Genomic DNA, 18,078 nt, shown 5'->3' on the forward strand with positions numbered 1-18,078 from the left:
GTCATGCTGGTCCATCGAGACGAACAACTGGCCCATCTACACTGGGCTTTCCATGCCTGCGAGAAGCACGGACACGGGCAGGTGGCGCTGGTCACCGGTGCTGTGGGAAGCGGTAAGACCCAGGTGCTGGAGACCTTCGGGGAGTGGGCCGCCGCCGCCGGGGGGCAGGTGCTGAGCGCGGCCGGATCACGGGCCGAGCAGGGACTCCACTTCGGAGTGCTCGGGCAGCTTCTGCACAGTGCGCGGATGAAGCCGGAAGGGCTCCGGCAGGTCGAGGAACTGATACGCGAGGCCGCGCTGTCGGTTCCCACGGCGGAAGCCGGAACCGATATGGCGGCCGAGGTATTAACAGAAGTTTTAACAGCGGACGGGCTCTGGGCGCCGTTGCTGCGGACCGCCTTCGACACGTTCCTCGCACTGGCCCGTCAAGGGCCGCTGGTGCTGGCGGTGGACGACCTCCAGCACACCGACGCCGCCTCGCTGCACTGTCTGCTGTATGTGACCCGAAGACTGAGAAACGCCCGCATCATGGTGCTGCTCTCGGAGGCGACGACACTGCGCCAGGCGCATCCGCTGTTCCACGCGGAACTGCGCAGTCTGCCCCGCTTCACCCGCGTCACCCTGCCGCCCCTGACCGCCGAGTCCGTCTCCCGGCTGCTCAGCGCCAGGGCCCTGGCACACGGCACCGGAACCGGGGCGGGGGCACACGCCCCGCGCGGCACCGGCGCCGGGGCGCGGGAGGTGGGTGAGGAGGTCAGGCGGATCCTGCGGGTGACCGGCGGCAACCCGCTGCTGACCCAGGCGCTGGTCGACGAGCAGGCCAACCGCGAGAAGGACAGCGCCCCCGCGGGCGGGGCGAGGGCCGGCGACACGTTCGACCGGGCGGTGCTCGACTGCCTCTACCGCCACGAGCCCGGCGTACGCGAGGTGGCTCAGGCGCTCGCGGTGCTGGACCGCCCGGCCTCGCAGGAGCTGCTGGGCCAGCTGCTCGACGTCCTGCCCGACACCACCGGGCCCGCCGTACGGGTCCTCCAGGGCGCCGGGCTCGTCGACTCCGGCGAGCTGCGCCACCCGCGGATCCTGGACGCGGTGCGTTCGGACATACCGGCCGAGGAACGGCGGCGGCTGCACCAGCGGGCGGCCGAGGTGCTGCACGAGAACGGTGCGGAGGCGAGTGTGGTCGCCGAGCATCTGGTGGCCTCGGCGTGGACGGACGGCGCCTGGGTGGTGCCCGTCCTCAGGGACGCCGCGGCCCACGCGCTGTCCAGCGGCCGGCCCGACCACGCCGCGGCGTGCCTGCGCCTGGGCGGCCAGGCCGAAACCGACAAGGACCGGTACAACTCGCTGATGGCGATGCTGATCACCGCCCGCTGGCAGGTCAATCCGCTGGCCGTGACCGGTCAGGTGAGCCAGCTGGTGGAAGCGGCGCGGGACGGCGGGACCTCTCTGTCCACCGCCGTGGCCACCGTGCCGTACCTGCTGTGGCAGGGGCGGGCCGAGGAGGCCGCCGAGGCGATCAGCGGCTGCGGCGCGGACGACCACGGCCCCGCCGCGGACGCGCTGCGGCTGACCCGTCTGCTGATCGCCCTGTCCCACCCGGAATACCTGGGGACACTGAGCGAGAACCCCGGCTCCTGGATCCGGACGGCGACAGCGCCGCACGCGGCGAGCCCGCAGCTCCAGGCCGTCTCGGTACTCGGCCACGCGCTGATGCCGACCGGCGGCGTGGACACCGCGGCCGCCGCGGAGCAGCTGCTGGAGCGCCACCACCTCGACAGCGGCTCGCTTGGGCTGCTGACCGCTCCCCTCCTGGCGCTGCTCTGCGCCGGCCGCGCCGACCGGGTCGCGGTCTGGGGCGAGCAGCTCCTGGCCCGCCCCGGTGTCCGGCACACACCGGCCTGGCGGGGTGTGGTGAGGGCGATCCACGCGGAGGCGACGCTGCGCCTGGGAGACCTGGACGCGGCGGAGCGCGGAGCGCGGCTCTCCCTGGAGGATCTGCCCGCGCCCGCCTGGGGCGTGGCCGTGGGCGGCCCGCTGGGCACACTGATCACCTGCACGACCGAGAGCGGCCGGCTGTTCGAGGCCGAACGGTGGCTGGCGCAGCCGCTGCCGGCCGGGGTCTTCCGCACCCCGGTGGGCGCGCACTACCTCATCGCCCGCGGCCGGCACCACCTGGCCATGGGGCGCCACCAGGCCGCCCGCGCCGATCTCCACCGGTGCGGTGAGCTGGTCAGGTCCTGGGGCACCGACGTGGCCGGACTCGTTCCCTGGCGCCTGGAACTGGCCCGCGTACAGCTCGGCCTCGGCAACAGGACACAGGCCGCGCAGCTGCTCCGGGAACAGCTGCAGGTGTCCCGCGGGCTGGATGACCGCACCCAGGGCCGGGCCCTGCGGCTGCTGGCCTCCACGGCCGCACCCGACCACCGGCGCAGACTGCTCTCCAGAGCGGTGACCGTGCTGCAGTCGTGCAGTGACCAGCAGGAACTGGCCCGCGCCCTGTCCGACACCGGCCAGGCGTTCCCCCGCGCCGGCGACTCCCCGCAGCCCCGGCTGTTCGTCCACCGCGCCAACCGGGTCGCCCAGAGCACGGGCCGGTCCACCGCGCTGCCGCAGCAGATGGACCGGCGCAGCACACCCGACGACACCCCGCCCGCCGGCGCTCCCCCGGAACCCGCCACGAACCCGCGCCCCCGGCCGGGGCCGGGCTCGGGTGCGCAGCCGGGCCCGGCACCGGGGGCGGACGGGTTCGAGGTCCGCGACCAGGACAGCGTGCTGAGCGAGGCCGAGCGCCGGGTCGCGGTCCTGGCAGCCCGCGGACGCACCAACCGGCAGATCTCCAACGAGCTCTACATCACCGTCAGCACCGTGGAGCAGCACCTCACCCGCGTGTACCGCAAGCTGGACGTCAAAAGCCGTACCGACCTGCCCAACCGGCTCATGGCTCTCGCCGAACCCATGGCCTGAACGCCCCGGCCGGGCCGGTGCCGGGCTTCCGGCACCGGCCCGGTGCGGGCCGGGGGGCGGAAGCAGACGGGCGGGATCACCCCTACTCGCTCCGGGTGTTCTTTAGGGGTGCCCTGCCGAAACCCGGCAGGCCGGGGCGCGGCATCCGGCGCGGCACCTCGCACGGCCCCGGCGGTGTCCTCGTCCGGGGGCGGGCGGCGGCGGTCGTTAGGGGTTGTGGGCGGCCGGTGGCACTGCGATCGTCTGGGCCCGTGCCGGTGTGCGGCCGCATGCCGGTGGCGGCTTCGGCGGGCGTCGAGGGCGTCCCCCACCCCGGGGGCGGACGGCACCGGATGTGAAAGGACGACGAACACGATGGTGACGAGCAGCGACGCGGGCGACCTGTGGGTGCGCCGCTTCCACCCTTCGCCCCAGGCGCCGGTCCGGCTGCTCTGTCTGCCGTACGCGGGCGGCTCCGCGAGCTACTTCCACCCGGTCTCCCAACGGCTCGCCCCGCGCGTGGAGACCCTGGCCGTGCAGTACCCGGGCAGGCAGGACCGCAGGAACGAACCGTGCCTGGAGACGGTACGGGAGCTGGCCGACCGGATCGTCGAGGTCCTCGGCCCGTGGCAGGACAAGCCGCTGGCGCTGTTCGGGCACAGCCTGGGCGCCTCGGTCGCCTTCGAGGTCGCCCTGCGGATGGAGGCGCGGGGCATCATGCCCGCCGCGCTCATCGTGTCCGGCCGGCGGGCTCCCAGCGCCCATCGGGACGAGCGGGTCCACCAGCGCGGCGACGAAGGGCTGCTGGAGGAGATCAGGCGTCTGGGCGGTCCCCAGCCCCAGCTCCTGGACGACGACGAGATCCGGCGCATGGTCCTGCCCTCGATCCGTGCCGACTACAAGGCCGCCGAGACCTACCGCTACGAGCCCGGCCCGCCGCTGTCGGCCCCCGTCTACGCCCTGACGGGGGACGCCGACTCCAAAGCCACCACCGACGAGGTCCGCCAGTGGGCCGGCCACACCACCGGGCCGTTCCGGATGGCCGTCTACCCCGGCGGCCACTTCTACCTCAACGCCCACGCCCCGGCGGTGACCGAGGAGATCGCCACCTGGCTGGTCCCCACCGCCACCACCGGACGCTGACACACCCCCGCCACAGCGGTTTCGTTACGCAAATACACGATTTGCGGAAATGGTGCGTGGCGGGGAATTCACCCGGTCTTCCACGGCCGGGCAATTTCCCGTCCCATTCCCCCCCCGCCGTCCACGGTCGGGTTCCGCCTCCGCTCCGGCCGTCCGTGTCCGGGTTCGGGCCCGGCGGCGTCCCGGTGGCCGGGGGGTCCGGGACGGCGGCTGCCCGTCCGTCCGGCTACCGGGCCGGATTGCCGCGCGTCTTCAGCGGTTCCCACCAGTCGCGGCGTTCTCCGTACCAGGCGACGGTCTCGGCCAGTCCTTCGTCGAAGGAGACCCGCGGGCGGTAGCCGAGTTCCGTGGAGATCTTGGTGATGTCGACCGAGTACCGGCGGTCGTGGCCCTTCCGGTCCGGCACGTTCTCCACCATGGACCAGTCGGCGCCGGCCATACGCAGGAGCCGCCCGGTGAGTTCACGGTTCGTCAGCTCGGTGCCGCCGCCGATGTTGTAGACCTCGCCCGTCACGCCCTTCTCCGCGACCAGCGCGACAGCACGGCAGTGGTCGTCCACGTGCAGCCAGTCCCGCACATTGCCGCCGTCCCCGTACAGGGGCACCTTCCGCCCGTCGAGCAGGTGCGTCACGAACAGCGGAATCATCTTCTCGGGGTTCTGGTACGGCCCGTAGTTGTTGGAGCACCGGGTGATGCAGACCGGCAGCCCGTGGGTGCGGTGGAAGGCCCGCACCAGAAGATCGGAGGACGCCTTGGACGCCGAGTACGGGGAGTTCGGCTCCAGGGGCCGCTCCTCGCTCCAGGACCCCTGGTCGATCGAGCCGTAGACCTCGTCCGTCGAGACGTGGACGAACTTCCCCACCCCGGCCCGCAACGCGGCGTCCAGCAGCACCTGGGTGCCCAGGACGTTGGTCCGGACGAATTCCTCGGACCCGCCGATCGACCGGTCCACATGCGATTCCGCGGCGAAGTGCACGACGAGGTCACAGCCCTTCAGCGTCTCCGCGACCAGGGCGTGGTCACCGATGTCACCGTGGACGAACGTCAGCCGGGGATCGTCCCGGACGGGGGCGAGACTGGCCCGGTTCCCGGCGTAGGTGAGCTTGTCCAGCACCACCACCTCGGGCACGGTTCCCCCGGTGTACCCACCGGTCAGGGCCTGCCTCACGAAGTGGGAACCGATGAACCCCGCGCCGCCGGTCACGACGATACGCATACCGTCCCCCTCATTCCTCAGAGATCCGCACTCGCGATGGCCATCAGATACGCCCCGTAATCCGAATTCCGCAGCTCCCCGCCCAGCGCGTGACACGCGGCGGCATCGATGAACCCCATACGGAAAGCGATCTCCTCCAGACACGCGATCCGCACACCCTGGCGCTCCTCCAGGACCTGTATGTACTGACCGGCCTGGAGCAGGGAATCATGCGTTCCCGTATCGAGCCACGCGAACCCGCGCCCCAGATCGACCATCCTGGCCCTGCCCTGCTGGAGATATGCCCGGTTCACATCGGTGATCTCCAGCTCACCCCGTGCGGAGGGCCGGATCTCCCGCGCGATGTCCACCACACCGTTGTCGTAGAGGTAAAGCCCCGTGATCGCCAGATTCGACTGCGGCCGCGCCGGCTTCTCCTCCAGCGACACCAGTTCGCCCCGGCCGTCGGTCACCCCGACCCCGTAACGCTCCGGGTCCTTCACCGCATAACCGAACAGCACGCACCCGTCGACATCCCTGCACTGCTCGCTCAACAACGCCGACAGGCCCGGACCGTGGAAAATGTTGTCACCGAGAACCAGCGCCACCGGATCATCCCCGATGAACTTCTCGCCGATGACGAAAGCCTCCGCGATCCCGTTGGCCTGCGTCTGCTCCGCATACTCGATGGAAAGCCCGAGCCTGCTCCCGTCCCCCAGCAGCCCCTGGAACAGGCCGACATGCGACGGCGTCGAGATCACCAGGATCTCCCTGATGCCCCCCAGCATGAGAACCGACAGCGGGTAATAAATCATCGGCTTGTTGTAGACGGGGAGTAACTGCTTCGACACCGCATGCGTCAACGGATAAAGCCGTGACCCATTCCCCCCGGCCAGAACGATGCCCTTCATGTCCATCGACCCCCGTATCCGACGACCAACCCGGAACACACCGGACAGAACACCGTCCGACCACCATCAAATCCAAGTCCGAGCACCGAGACTATCCCTCACCACAACACCCCGTCCACCACCACGAAAAACACCAACAACCACAAACACACCCACTGGCAAAACTCACCCCAGATGCCTTCCCGTCCGCAAACACCACCGTTCCGGAACCGCACCCTCCACAGCGGCCGCACGGCCGGGGCGAGGCGGCCGGGGCGAGGCCGGCCCCCCGGCGCGACGGTCTTCGGAAAGGCCGGAGGGAACCGGGGCCGCCGATGCCGACGGCCGCCCGGCCGCCTCCGCCGCGACGCGGGACACCTCGGGCGGAGAACGCGAGGTGGACGACCGCGGGGAAGAGTCGGCGGTCCGGGACGGGAGACCCTGCTCCCGGAGCGCGGACCGCCCGCGTACGCCCGCCCGCGCGCGCCCGCGTCCGCCCGTGCGCGCGGCCGGCACGGCATGCCGGGGCACGGGCGGGGCCGGCTCGGGATGCGGCGACGCCCCGGCCGGGAGCATCGCGTACGGACCGGAGCGGGAAACGATGGGCCGGAAGCCGTTCCCGGCGCTGCGGCAGGCGGCCCGTCCCGAGGCCGGCCGACCCTGCGGCACCGGGCGGCGGACGGTGTTTCCCCGCCCGGAGCGGAGACCCGCGACGGTGCCCGGATGCGGCAACTGTCCTGCGAAAACAGGTCTTGCGCCGCGCAGAAGCGCTTGCGTACTATGACGCGAACTCGAAGATCAGCGTAGGGAGTTAGGTAAAACTGTCAACTATGCAGGCGCAGGATTTGACCATCTCCCAGTTGCCCCGGGTGCTGCGCCGATCGGGCTTCCTCGTACTGACGGATCATCCGGCGATGCCGGAACACCCGTCCGCATAATCAACTCTCGCCCGCTTCGGGGGGTGCGACGGCGGAGTTGCGCGCGTCGGCAAGGACTTCAGGAATCGCCTTGCGACGGAACTGTCCTCACGCCTGGTCTCCATCCCGGAGCCACGGACAACACGCCCCCCGGTAACTGAGCGCGGCTAGCCTGCGGTTGAGGCATGAGGAGGAACACATGGGCGTCGATGAAGTCGCAGTTGAGGCGGATGATCCCGCTCTCGACGACGTCGGGGACCGCCTGCTGTCGATCGTGTGCACCCGGTTGAACACCTCCTGCACACTCGATGACAACTTCTTCGCTCTCGGGGGCGGTTCCCTCGACGCACTCGAAGTCCTTGCGCGAATCCGTGAGGAGTTCGGGGTCCGTATTCGACTGCGGGAATTCTTCAAGGCGGAAACCCTCCGCGATCTCCGGGACATGATGGGAAGCGCGGCGTGACCGTTAACAGCACCGAGCCGATGACGGAAACGCTGCCGATCGGCCCGCTCCAGGAAGGCATGTGGCTGTTCTGGCGGCTGAATCCGGCGAGCCCCGCGTACTGCATGCCGGAGATTTTCCACTTCGAGGGTGAATTCGTCCTCGAAGCAGTGGAGTTCACGTTCAACGAGCTGATCCGGCGTCACGAGTCGTTGCGTACGACCTTCCGTGAGACCGAGGCCGGTGCCGTGCAGGTCATCGCGCGCGAGCCGGAGCCGAGGCCTGTTGAGGTGCTGGACCTGCGCCACTTGCCGGAGGGCGAGCGGTCCGAGCGGCTGCAGTCGGCCATCAACGCCGCGGCCAACCGCCCGTTCGACCTGGAGGCCGAGGCGGGGATCAGGCTCACCGCCCTCCGCGTCTCGGACAGCCGCACCACGCTGGTGCTGGTGGCCCACCACCTCGTGTGTGACGGCCTGTCGATGGCCGTCCTCCTGGACGAGTTCGGCGAGCTGTACCGCTCGGCCCGCCGCGGCGTCCCGGCCGAGCTCGGCCCCGTACCGCCCGGATACAGCACCTTCGTCAACAGGCAGCTCGCCACGCTCGCGAACGGCACGTACGAAGAGGAGCGGAAGTACTGGCGTGAGCGGCTCGCCGGAATCACCGGCAGCGCCCTGCCCGGCGCTGTCCACAGCTCCGTGCGGACGCCGGTGGCGCGGGACACGGCCCTGATGTCCCTCACGCTCGACGACACGCTGACCGAATCCCTCACGGCCTTTGCCCGCCGCACCCGGTCCACGCAGTTCTCCGTCCTCCTGGCCGTGATGAAGGTGATGATCGCGGCCGCCACGAGCGAGGGCACCACCGTGCTGGGCATGGCCACGAGCGGCCGGACGCCCGAGTTCGAGCGCACGGTCGGCTTGCTCGCCAACACCATCGTCATCCGGTCCGAGATCGACCTGACGCAGTCCTTCGCCGAGACGCTCGGCGAGGTGTCGCTGGACCTCATGGAGGCCATCGACCACCAGGACCTGCCGTTCAGCAGGATGATCGCGGACCTCGACGCCGAGCAGCAGCTGGGTTCGGACATCCTGCGCACGGTGTTCACCGCGGGCGCCGTCGGCAGCCTGAAACTGGGCGAGGGCGACCTGTCCGAGGTCTTCGCGCGGACCGATCAGGGGCCGTTCGACCTGCACGTGGCCTGCGACATCGTCGACACGGGGATCGCGCTGGACTGGGAGTACGCCCTCGGTACGTACCCCCACGAGGTCGCGCGTGGGTACGCCGCCGCGTACCAGGAGATCCTCGCGAGGCTGCTGGGCGAGCCCGACGCGCCGATGGACTCCCTCGGCCTGGCCGAGGTCCTGGCCCGCGTGCCCGGCCTCGCGGGAGGCGAGGCCGCTGGCGCGACCCCGGCCGTGGCAGCGGACCGGCAGGCCGCGGAAGGGGAGGAGGGCGGGCAGGACGCTGTGTTCACGCCCGTCGAGGAGACGGTCGCCGCCATTTGGACCGAGGTGCTCGGCGTGCCGGTGGAATCCCCGCACGACGACTTCTTCGACCTGGGCGGGCACTCGCTGCTGGTGGGCGCCACCATCGCGGAGGTGCGCCAGCAGGTCTCGCAGTCCGCGACCCTGCGCATGCTCTTCGACTACCCGCAGTTGCGCGAGTTCGTCTCCCAGCTGGAAGTCGACGGCCGGCCGGCGTAAAGCTGAGGATCCGGTTCTCAAGCCGCCGCAGTGGCCACCACCGCGCCGTGGAATTCGCGGCACGGTGGGCCCGGACGCGGTGACCGCTTTACGTGAGGGAGCAGCAGGTGCAAGAGCCGCTGGCCATCGTGGGCATGGCGTGCAGGGTTCCGGGGGCGGCCGACTACCGCTCCCTGTGGACCGGGATCGAGACCGGGGCGACGGGCATGGTGCGAGTCGGCGAGGAGGACCGCCGGCGGGAGAACATCAGCCTGGACCCCGAGGTGCGCAACCGGTACGTACCGGTCGCGGCGCCGCTGGACGGGTACGACGCCTTCGACAACGCCGCCTTCGGCATGAGCGCCGGGGAGGCCGACGGACTCAACCTCAACGGCCGCGTCCTGATGGAGGTCGCGCTCTCGGCCCTGGAGGACGCGGGCTGCGACCCGTTGCGGTATGCGGGCGGTATCGGCCTGTTCGCCGCCGGCGGGGGCGCCTCGCCGATCTCCGTCGTGCAGCGTGCCGGGGACTCCCGGTACGGGGATCCGGCGCGGCCTCTGAAGATTTCGGAGGCCATCAACTGGACGTCGCTGCTGGACAACGACTATCTGGCCACGCGGGTCGCGTACGCGCTGGATCTGCGGGGGCCGTGTCTGACGGTGCAGTCCGCGTGTTCCAGTTCTCTCGTCGCCCTGCACCTGGCGATGCGCAGTGTGCTCCATGGTGATGCGGACATGGCGGTGGCCGGGGGTGTCAATGTCGAACTGCCGCACCGGGTGGGCTATTACCACCAGGAGGGCAGTATCTGGTCGGTCGACGGCTCCTGCCGGCCGTTCGACGCCGACGCCGGCGGCACCATCACCGCCAGCGGTGCGGGCGCGGTGGTCATCAAGCGTCTGGATCAGGCGCTCGCGGACGGGGACGCCGTCCACGCGGTGATCCGCGGCAGCGCGCTCAACAACGACGGGAACCGGAAGGTCGGTTTCACCGCGCCGAGTGTGACGCAGCAGAGCCGTGTCATCGGTGCGGCGCTGGCGAACGCGGGGGTCGACAGGCGCGAGATCGGCTACCTGGAGGCGCACGGCACCGCCACCGCGATCGGTGACGTCGTGGAGTGGGCGGCCATCGAGCAGGCGCTGGGGCCGGACGGGGTGCGGTGCGCGCTGGGCGCCACCAAGGCCAACCTCGGGCATCTGGGGGCCGCTTCGGGCATCCTCGGCGTCATCAAGGCGGCGCTCGTCCTCGCGCACGGCCGGATCCCGCCGGTGGCGAACTTCAGGGAACGCAACCCGCAGATCAGGCCGAAGAGCGACCGGCTCTTCGTGCCGGAGAGCTGTGGGCCGTGGGAGAGCGAGAAGCCGCGGCTGGCCGGGGTGAGCTCGATGGGCGTCGGCGGCACCAACGCGCACGTCGTCCTGGAGGAGCCGCCCGTCGCCGAACCGGTCGAGGAATCAGGCGAGTTGGTGGCCGTACTGCCGGTGTCCGCCGCCTCCGAGCGGAGCGCCCAGGACACCGCCGAGCGCGTCGCGCGGTTCGCCGCCGAGCATCCCGGGCGCCTCGGCGCCCTCGCCCACACCCTCGCCACGGGGCGGCGAGTGCTCCCCCACCGGGAGGCGGTCGTCGCCGTCCGGCGGGAGGGTGAGGTCACCACCTGGCGTACGGGCGGGCGGCTGGCGAAGCGGAAGCCCGCCGGTGTGCTGGTCCTGCCGGGTCAGGGGATGCCGGCGGGAGATCTCACCGGTGCCGCGGCCGGGATCGACGGGTTCGCGGAGCTGTTCGCCGAGGCGCTGCGCGCGCTGCCGGCCGAGGACCGGCCCGCGGTGGAAGGGCTGTTGTCGGGTGCGCCGGCGGACGGGGCCGAGCCGCGCCTGGGCGAGCTCGCTCTGCTGGTGCAGTCCGTGGTGATCGGCCGGTCGCTGCTGGCGGACGGTCTGCGGCCGTCGGCGCTGTGCGGGTTCAGCCTGGGCGAGTTCGCGGCCGGGGTGCTCGCCGGTGTGTTCGACCTGGGCGAGGCCGCCGCGGTGGTCTCGGAACGCGCCCGCATCCTGCGGGACGCACCGCCGGGCGGGATGATCCGCGTACGCCTCGCCGAGGAGGCCCTTGCTCCCTATCTGGGCGAGGCGGTGTCCCTGGCGATCGTGCCCGGTGCCAGGGACTGCATGGTCAGCGGGGAGGCCGCCGCTCTGGCCGCGCTCACGAAGCGGCTGCGCGGCGACAGGGTCGCGGCCGTCCGCGTCCCCGTGGCGCACCCGTACCACAGTGCGGTCCTGTCGGATCTTCTCGCCGGGTACCGGGACGTGTGGGCGAAGGTCTCCCTGCGGCCCCCGGAGATCCGGCTGATGTCGCCCACCGAGGGCGGCTGGCTGGACGACACGACGGCTTGCGATCCCGGCTTCTGGGCGGGCCAGCTGGTCCGGCCGGTGCGGTTCGGCCAGGCCATGGCGGGGCTCCGCGCGGACGGCGCGGATCTCGTTCACGTCCTGGACGCGGAGACCGGTATCACGCCGTTCGTCCGTGAGGTGTTCGGTGCCGCCGCCTCGGCCATGACCGTGAAGGGCCAGGCGGGTTACGACGAGGTGAGCCGGGCGCGGCTGCTGGCCGCCGCGTGGACGGCCGATCTGGACCGGGTCGCGGTGGGCGCCGGGGAGGGGGCCGGCGCCGCCGGGCCCGTGCGTGTCCACGCTCCCACGTACGTCTTCGACCACCGTGCTCAGGAGGAGCAGCCGCCGATGCAGAGCGAGGCACAGTCCACAGCGGAGAGCGCGGAGGCACAGCCCGCCGCGGAGAGCGCGCCGTCCCGGCCCGTGCTCTCCCCCGCCCGGGCGGCGGCCGTCGACGCCGGGGTCCGGCAGATCGTCGCCAAGCTCGTGGGGCTGTCCCCGCAGGAGCTGGAGGCGGACCTGTCCTTCATCGAGCTCGGTTACGACTCGTTCCTGCTCATCCAGCTCGCGGACGCCCTGTCGGCCGAGTACCGGGTGGATGTGGACGTGCGGCTGCTGTATTTCGATCTCGATTCGTGTGCCGCCCTCAGCGACCACCTCAAGGGCAGGGTCGCCGCGGGCGGCCCCGCCGAGGAGGCAGCCGCCCCGGCCACGGCCCCCGCCCCGGTGCCCGCGCCCGTGTCCGTGTCCGAGGCGGTGCGGCAGCCGGCCCCCGCGCCCGTAGTCGTGCCTCCCGCAGCGCAGGCCGGGCCGGCCGCGGTCGCACCGCTGCCGCGGCCGCCCGTGCCGGTGACCGGCGGGGCGGACGGGACCGAGCCGCTGCCGGCCGAGGCCGACTGGATGCGGCGCACTCCCCTGTCGAAGCGCATCACCGAGGAGGACCGTTTCGCCCTGGCCGACCAGCGCAATCTGGTCGCCTCCCGCAGGAACCGGCGCGAGGTCAGCTACCCGGTGGTCGGCGCCCGTGGCGCCGGGGCGCGTTTCACCAGCGTCGACGGGCACGAGTTCCTCGACCTCTGCATGGGCTTCGGCGTCAATCTGCTCGGGCACGCCTCGGCGCCGCTGACCGCGGCACTGAGCTCCTTCTCCCCCTCGGACCTGCTGATCGGGCCGCAGTCGTCCACGGCCGGCGAGGTGGCCCGCGGTATCGCCTCGCTGACGGGCGTGGACCGGGTCGCCTTCACCTCCTCGGGCACCGAGGCGGTCATGGGCGCCGTGCGGGCGGCCCGTGCCCGCACCGGCCGCAGGCTCGTCGTGCAGTTCTCCGGCTCGTACCACGGCACCTTCGACGGTGTGCTGGTCGCGCCGCGCGCGGGCGGTGAGCGGGGCGAGAGCACGCCCCTGGGGCGGGGCACGCCGCCCTCGATGGTCGAGGACGTGCTGATCCTCCCCTACGACGAATCCGCGCTGCCGGTCCTGGAGTCCTACGGGGAGCAGCTGGCCGCGGTGCTGGTCGAGCCGGTCCAGAGCCGGCGCCCCGGCTACCAGCCGGCCGCGTTGCTGCATCAGCTGCGGGCGCTCACGAGCGCGTTCGGGGCGGCGTTGGTCTTCGACGAGATCATCACCGGTTTCCGGTGCCACCAGGGGGGCGCCGCCGCGTACTTCGGGGTGCACCCGGACCTCGTGACGTACGGCAAGGTGATCGGCGGGGGCATGCCCATCGGGGTCATCGCCGGGGACGCCGAGTTCATGGCGCCCATCGACGGCGGACGCTGGCGTGAGGGCGATGTGGGCTTCCCGCAGCGGCCGAGCATGGTGTTCGCCGGCACGTTCGGCAAGCATCCGATGACCATGGCCGTGGCGCAGCAGATGGTCTGGCACCTGAAGAAGGAGTCGCCCCGGCTCCAGACCGGGCTGACGGACATGACCGCCGGCCTCGCGGCGCGGATCAACGCGCGGGCCGCCGCGCAGGGCCATCCGCTCGAGGTCGAGCACTTCTCCTCCCTGTTCCGGATCAACGTGGAGGGCGGCCCGCTGGCGGAGGACATGTTCTCCCTCGGCCTGCGCAACCGCGGGATCTATGTGTGGGAGGGCGGCACCTGCTTCCTGAGCGCCGCCCACACCGAGGCGGACTGCGCCCGGATCGCCGAGGCGGTGGCCGAGACCGCGGCGGAGCTCGACGCGCACGGCCACTGGGACAAGGTGCGTGCGCGGCGCACCGCGGGCCCCGCATCCGATCCCGTACCGGCGGCGGTCCCCGCTTCCGAGCCCGTGCCCGCGCCGGTCCCGGAGCCCGCTGCCGGGCCGGTGGCGGCCGGGGAGGCGCCGCTGACGGACGGGCAGAAGCTCCTGTGGATGGCGACCGAGCTGGGCGGGGAGCTCGGCCAGGCGTACCAGATGTCCGATGTGCTGCGCGTCGAGGGCGTCGTGGACGCGGAACGTCTGCGGCGGGCGGTCGAGCGGGTCGCGGCGCGGCACGAGGCGATGCGGACCGGGTTCGACGAGTACGGGGAGTTCCAGCGCACCGTGGCGCATGCCGTGCCGGACTTCTCGGCCGGCACGCTCGCCGACGCCTCGGCGGGCGAGGTGGAGGCGCTGCTGCACCAGCACGCCCTGCGGCCGGTGGACCTGTCGGCCCCCTCGCTGTTCCGTTTCCACCTCCTGCAGACCGAGGACGCCGCCTTCGTGCAGGCCACCGCCCCGCACGCGGTGGTCGACGGATGGTCGTTCCAGGTGCTGTGGTCGGAGCTGTCCGCCTGCTATCTGGACGAGACGGCGGGCGCGGCCCTGGAGCCGCCGGCCGGTTTCCTGGAGTACGCGCGGCGCAAGCGTGAGGAGGAGGACGGGCGGTTCGAGGCCGGCAGCGCCCGGTGGCGGGAGCGGTTCGAGAAGGTCTGGGCCTCGGCGCCGCTGACCGAGGACGCGGGCCCGTGGCAGCCCCTCACCCGGGCGGACGGTCTGCCGGCGCAGAGCCTCGCGGACCTGCGCGGGCTCGCCCGGGCGAGCGGCGCGACCCGGCACACGGCCGCCCTGGCGGCGGTCGCGGTGGCGGCCTCGCTGCTCACCGGCACCGACCAGGCACTTCTGATGGCCCATCAGACGGGGCAGCCCCGGTACACCGACAGGCCGCTCATGGGGTTCTGCGTGGACCTGCTGCCGGTCTTCGCCGAGCTTCCCGACGCCGGCAGCCTGATCGACGTGGCGAAGGGCCTGCAGCGGCAGATCCTGGAGTTCTCGCCGCACACGTCCGGGCTCTACCGTGTGCTGCAGGAACAGCGCTACCGTCGGCAGCCGTCCGGTCTTCTCGCCTTCAACTACGAGGTGCAGCCCCCGGCGGGTCTGTTCGGTTCCACCGCCACCCCCGTCGTCCTGCCGCGGCCGTCCAGCGCACGGCCCGCGACGGTGACGGTCGCGGAGCAGGACGAGGGGGTGGAGGTGCTCTGCGAGGTCGCCGGGGCCAGCGATCTGGGGCCCCACGTGGGGCGGTTGGCCGATACGGTGCGTCAGGTCCTGGCCGAACCGGCGGTGCCGCTGGGGGAACTGCGCCGACGTGCGCGCGCCTGACCCGAGCCGGGGCGAGGCGCACGCAGCACTGAGATCCGACATCACTGTGAAGGGGGGCAGGCCGCCGGATGGCATCCTCGGCAGGCCTATTGCCATGACTACGCCAACGAATCAGGCTCTGCACCGCCGACTCGCCGTGGAGCTGCGGGACTGCCTGCGCGAGCGCCGGACGGTCGCGCCCCTGTCGGCCCGCCACCCGGACCTCACGGTGGCCGACGCCTATGCGATCCAGCGTGAGATCCGTGCGCTCGACGTCGCGGGCGGGGCCGTGCTCGCGGGGCACAAGATCGGGTGCACCAGCGAGGCCATCCAGAAGATGTTCGGCCTCGACCAGCCCGACTTCGGCTATCTGGCCGACCACATGCTGGTGCCGGACGGGGTGTGCCTGGACCCGGACCGGTTCATCGCCCCGAAGGTGGAGGGTGAACTCGCCTTCCGTATGGGCGAGGACGTCTCCAGGGAGCGGGGTGAGCGCGCGGGACGTCCTGGACGCCACCGCCGAGGTGCTCCCCGCGCTCGAGGTGCTCGACAGCCGGATCTCGAACTGGGAGATCGGCCTCGTGGACACCGTCGCGGACAACGCCTCGTGCGCTCTGGCCGTGCTCGGTACGGGAGTTCCGCCGGGGGGCATCGACCTGGCGGCCGAGCAGATGGTGTTCGAGGCGGGCGGCACGGTGCAGACCGCGTACGGTACGGCGGTGCTGGGGCATCCGGCGGAGTCCGTGGCCTGCCTCGTGCGGATCCTGGACTCGTTCGGCGAGGGGGTCCGGGCGGGTGATCTCGTCCTGGCCGGGGCCTGGGCCGCCGCCGTCGACCTGCTGCCGGGCGCCGCCGTGAAGGCGTCCTTCGGCGCCCTGGGATCGGTCTCCCTCAGCATGGGCGCGGGCGAGGCGCGGTCCCGCGTATGAACATCGGTTCGTGGCCGAGTCGTTGGGTGATAAGGGGCAGAACATGAAACAAGACGGACGGCCGTCGGTCGCGGTGCTCGGTGCCGGGCTCATAGGTGTGGACCTGGTGTCCAAGGCTGTACGTTCCGACGTGCTGGACTTCCGGCTCCTGGTGGGGCGCGACGAGCGGACACCGGGTCTGCGCCAGGCGGCCAGGATGGGCCTGGGGACCTCTGCGGAGGGCATCCGGGCGCTGACGGAGGCCGAGGAGCCCTTCGACATCGTCTTCGACGCGACCAACGCGATGTCGCACGCGCTGCACGCCGAGCTCCTCGCCCCGCTGGGCACCATGCTCATCGACCTGACGCCGAGCAAGGTGGGGCGGATGGTGGTGCCGACGGTCAACGGCCTCGACGCCACCGGGTTCAGCGACGTGAACATGGTCAGTTGCGGAGGGCAGGCCTCGATCCCGATCCTGCACGCCGTCTCGCGGCGGCACCGCCTGGACTACGTGGAGGTCGTCACGACCGCCGCCAGCCTCAGCGTCGGCCGCTCCACCCGGCTCAACCTCGACGAGTACGTGGGGACCACGCAGGACGCCGTGCGTGACTTCACCGGGGCCAAGGAGGTCAAGTCGATCCTCAACATCAGCCCCGCACGCCCCCCGGCGACGTTCCGGGTCTCGATGTCCCTGCACGGGGACAAGCTCACCCGGGGCTCGGTGGGGGCCGCGGTCGAGGAGGCCGTGGCCGCGGTGCGCGCCTTCGTGGGCGGCTACCGCGTCACCGCGTGCACCGTGAACGACGGCACGGCCTTCATCGCCGTGGAGGTCACCGCGCACAGCGACCGCATCCCGAAGCACGCGGGGAACATCGACATCATCAATTCCGCCGCGCTGCACGTCGCCGAGCAGTACGCGCGGAGCAACCGCCCGGCCGTGGAGAAGGAGAGCGCATGAGCGGGAACAAGGACGCCACCGGGGCGGCGCCCGCCGCAAGGCCCGTCCTGATCCACGACCCGACGTTGCGCGACGGTCACCACGCGGTGCGCCACCGGCTGACCCGTGAGCAGTTGCGGGCGTACGCGGCGGCGGCCGACGCGGCGGGGGTTCCCGTGGTCGAGGTCGGGCACGGCAACGGACTCGGTGCGTCCTCCCTCCAGGTGGGGCAGGCCCGGCTCAGCGACGACGAGATGCTGTCGGTGGTCCGCGAAGCGCTGCAGAACAGCCACATGGGCGTGTTCATGCTGCCGGGCTGGGGCACGACCGAGGACCTGAGGAAGGCCATCGCCCACGAGGTCGACGTGGTGCGGATCGGCACGCACTGCACCGAGGCGAACCTGGCCGAGCGGCACCTGGGCTTCCTGCGGGAGGCCGGGGTCCAGGCGCACGGGGTGCTGCTGATGAGCCATATGGCCAGTGCGCAGCAACTGGCCGAGCAGTGTGCCGAGCTGGTGGGGTACGGGGCGACGGGGGTGGGCATCCTCGATTCCTCGGGGCACTACCTGCCCGCCGATGTCACCGAACGCGTCCTGGCCATCCGCGGTGCCGTCGACGTGCCGGTGATGTTCCACGGGCACAACAACCTGGGCATGGCGGTGGCGAACTCCGTCGCCGCGGCGGAGGCCGGGGCCGGGATCCTGGACGCCTGCGCGCGCGGGTTCGGCGCCGGGGCGGGCAACACCCAGCTCGAGGTCCTGGTCCCGGTGCTGGAACGGCTGGGCTTCTCCACGGGCATCGATCTGTACAAGCTTCTCGACGCGGCCGATCTCGCCGGCCGGGAGCTGATGGACGCGCCGCCCACGATCGACTCGGTGGCCGTCGTCAGCGGGCTGGCCGGGGTGTTCTCCGGTTTCAAGACCCGTGTGCTGGACATCTCCCGGCGTGAGGGGGTCGATCCCCGCGACGTGTTCTTCCGGCTGGGCAGCCTGCAGGCGGTGGCCGGCCAGGAGGACCTGATCGTGGACGTGGCACTGGCTCTGCGTGAGTCCGGTGACCAGGCCGCCGAGGCTGCCGCGCCGGGAGCGGCGCAGGGC

Annotated in this window: 9 protein-coding genes and 1 pseudogene; 8 read left to right on the plus strand and 2 right to left on the minus strand. The window is 71.8% G+C overall.

Translation table 11 applies throughout. From position 1 onward, the window contains the following. Positions 1-3 precede the first annotated feature (3 nt). Together QFZ71_RS30215 and QFZ71_RS30220 are read left to right on the plus strand one after the other, a co-directional pair. Positions 4-2,964 (plus strand): LuxR family transcriptional regulator, encoded by a 2,961-nt coding sequence (locus QFZ71_RS30215; protein ID WP_307671685.1) that lies wholly within the window; start codon positions 4-6, stop codon positions 2,962-2,964. Between the two features lie 354 nt (positions 2,965-3,318). After that, positions 3,319-4,086, plus strand: coding sequence for a thioesterase II family protein (locus QFZ71_RS30220; protein WP_307671686.1), 768 nt, complete (start codon positions 3,319-3,321; stop codon positions 4,084-4,086). Between the two features lie 226 nt (positions 4,087-4,312). Here the strand turns inward: QFZ71_RS30220 and rfbB are convergent, their stop codons facing one another. Together rfbB and rfbA are read right to left on the minus strand one after the other, a co-directional pair. Beyond that, entirely contained in the window at positions 4,313-5,302 is a 990-nt protein-coding gene (gene rfbB, locus QFZ71_RS30225) for a dTDP-glucose 4,6-dehydratase (protein ID WP_307671687.1), read from the minus strand. Between the two features lie 17 nt (positions 5,303-5,319). Continuing rightward, positions 5,320-6,192 carry a glucose-1-phosphate thymidylyltransferase RfbA gene (gene rfbA / locus QFZ71_RS30230; RefSeq protein WP_307671715.1) on the minus strand — a complete coding sequence of 291 codons (873 nt, stop codon included), beginning with the start codon at positions 6,190-6,192 and terminating at the stop codon, positions 5,320-5,322. Between the two features lie 1,095 nt (positions 6,193-7,287). On the opposite strand from rfbA, the gene QFZ71_RS30235 reads away from it, so the two are divergent. The 6 genes and pseudogenes from QFZ71_RS30235 to dmpG form a co-directional block, all read left to right on the plus strand. Continuing rightward, positions 7,288-7,551, plus strand: a complete 264-nt coding sequence (locus tag QFZ71_RS30235; protein ID WP_307670627.1) for an acyl carrier protein — start codon at positions 7,288-7,290, stop codon at positions 7,549-7,551. Further along, positions 7,548-9,233, plus strand: coding sequence for a condensation domain-containing protein (locus QFZ71_RS30240; protein ID WP_307671688.1), 1,686 nt, complete (start codon positions 7,548-7,550; stop codon positions 9,231-9,233). The genes QFZ71_RS30235 and QFZ71_RS30240 overlap by 4 nt, the downstream gene beginning before the upstream one ends. Before the next feature lie 107 nt (positions 9,234-9,340). Next, complete coding sequence (locus QFZ71_RS30245) at positions 9,341-15,157, plus strand: aminotransferase class III-fold pyridoxal phosphate-dependent enzyme (RefSeq protein ID WP_307671689.1); 5,817 nt, start codon at positions 9,341-9,343, stop codon at positions 15,155-15,157. A 467-nt stretch (positions 15,158-15,624) separates the two neighbouring features. Beyond that, positions 15,625-16,065: a 2-keto-4-pentenoate hydratase gene (locus QFZ71_RS30250; RefSeq protein ID WP_307671690.1), complete on the plus strand. Its 441-nt coding sequence runs from the start codon at positions 15,625-15,627 to the stop codon at positions 16,063-16,065. A 43-nt stretch (positions 16,066-16,108) separates the two neighbouring features. Further along, positions 16,109-17,002, plus strand: coding sequence for an acetaldehyde dehydrogenase (acetylating) (locus QFZ71_RS30255; protein ID WP_307671691.1), 894 nt, complete (start codon positions 16,109-16,111; stop codon positions 17,000-17,002). Next, positions 16,999-18,054, plus strand: a pseudogene (gene dmpG, locus QFZ71_RS30260) (4-hydroxy-2-oxovalerate aldolase); the annotation flags it as partial. The gene QFZ71_RS30255 and the pseudogene dmpG, both read left to right, overlap by 4 nt. Positions 18,055-18,078 lie beyond the last annotated feature (24 nt).

It is taken from the genome of Streptomyces sp. V2I9, from assembly GCF_030817475.1.
In the GTDB taxonomy this organism is placed as follows: Bacteria; Actinomycetota; Actinomycetes; order Streptomycetales; family Streptomycetaceae; genus Streptomyces.